The organism is Rubellimicrobium sp. CFH 75288 (assembly GCF_009904055.1).
Lineage (GTDB): Bacteria > Pseudomonadota > Alphaproteobacteria > Rhodobacterales > Rhodobacteraceae > Rubellimicrobium.
Genome location: NZ_WYDP01000044.1, coordinates 1 through 1,546, shown reverse-complemented (window position 1 = coordinate 1,546; position 1,546 = coordinate 1). Strand labels below are relative to the sequence as shown.

Annotated in this window: 2 protein-coding genes; both read right to left on the bottom strand. The window is 69.0% G+C overall.

All coding sequences use genetic code 11. The annotated features are described in order from the left end of the window. Window positions 1-34: 34 nt before the first annotated feature. Window positions 35-364: a hypothetical protein gene (locus tag GT358_RS16260; RefSeq protein WP_166583680.1), complete on the bottom strand. Its 330-nt coding sequence runs from the start codon at window positions 362-364 to the stop codon at window positions 35-37. Between the two features lie 12 nt (window positions 365-376). Beyond that, a partial coding sequence (locus GT358_RS16255; RefSeq protein ID WP_166583679.1) for a pyruvate dehydrogenase complex E1 component subunit beta occupies window positions 377-1,546 on the bottom strand: 1,170 nt, incomplete at its 5' end.

Genomic DNA, 1,546 nt, shown 5'->3' with positions numbered 1-1,546 from the left:
GCATCAGGATCTCGGTGGGCATGGGTCCGGCCCCTCAGTACTGGAAGACATTGCCGGAGGAGCCGGCCTGCTCCTCCATCTGCACGCAGGTCTCGAGCAGGGAGTAGGACCCCGAGCCCGCGAAGCTGGCGACCTGATCGCAATGACGCCGCATCGCGGAGGGAAGGCCGTCCCAGCGCCGCTTCAGGGTATCGTAGGCGTCCTGCTCCATGTCGAAGCAGGTGTCATAGAGCACCGCGCTGAAACTCCCGCCGAAGCTCGCCACCTCGCGGCAGTGCCTCTCCACGTCGTATCGGGGCGGCAAGGCGAGGGCGGGGGAGGCCGCCATCACCCCCGCGATCAGCAGATGAGCCGAGTTGCGCATGGCCGGGGCCCCCTACCGATAGGTGACCTGCCGCACCGCCTCCACGACCTCCGCGGTGGTGACGAGGGCCAGCTTCTCGAGATTGGCGGCATAGGGCATCGGCACGTCCTTGCCCGTGCAGGCGATCACCGGCGCGTCCAGATGGTCGAAGGCCTGCTGCATGATCTGCGAGCCGATCCACGAGCCCACCGAGCCCTGCGGCCAGCCTTCCTCGACGGTGACACAGCGGTTGGTCTTCTTGACCGAGCGCAGCACCGTGTCGAGGTCCATGGGGCGCAGCGTGCGCAGGTTGATCACCTCCGCCTCGATGCCCTGACCGGCCAGCTCCTCGGCGGCCTGCAGGGCATAGGTCATCCCGATCCCGAAGCTCACGATCGTGACGTCGGACCCCTCCCGCTCCACCTTGGCCTTGCCCAGGGGGATGGTGAAGTCGTCCAGCACCGGCACCTCGAAGGAGCGCCCGTAGAGGATCTCGTTCTCGAGAAAGATGACCGGGTTGGGATCGCGGATCGCGGTCTTGAGCAGCCCCTTGGCGTCCGCCGCGCTGTAGGGCATGACCACGCGCAGCCCCGGCACCTGCATGTACCAGGCGGCGAAGTCCTGGCTGTGCTGGGCCGCCACGCGCGCCGCCGCGCCATTCGGGCCGCGAAAGACGATCGGGCATCCCATCTGGCCGCCCGACATGTAGAGCGTCTTGGCCGCCGAGTTGATCAGATGGTCCATCGCCTGCATGGCGAAGTTGAAGGTCATGAACTCGACGATGGGTCGGAGGCCGCCGAATGCCGCGCCGACGCCGATCCCGGCGAATCCGTGTTCGGTGATGGGGGTGTCGATGACCCGCCGGGCGCCGAACTCGTCCAGAAGGCCCTGGCTGACCTTGTAGGCGCCCTGATACTCGCCGACCTCCTCGCCCATCAGGAACACGGTCTCGTCGCGGCGCATCTCCTCGGCCATGGCGTCGCGGAGCGCCTCCCGCACGGTCTGGGTGCGGGTTTCGGTTCCCTCGGGCCAGTCGCTGCCTGCGGACCCGGCCGGTTCGGGCGGGACGGGGGCGCTGGTGGGCGCCTCGCCGCCTGCGGTTGCGTCCGCCTTGCCTTCGGAGCCGGTCAGGACGGCGGGCATGGGCGTGCTGGCGGCCTTGGGGGCCTCGGCCGCCTCCGCGCTTTCGCCCTCGGCCAGCAG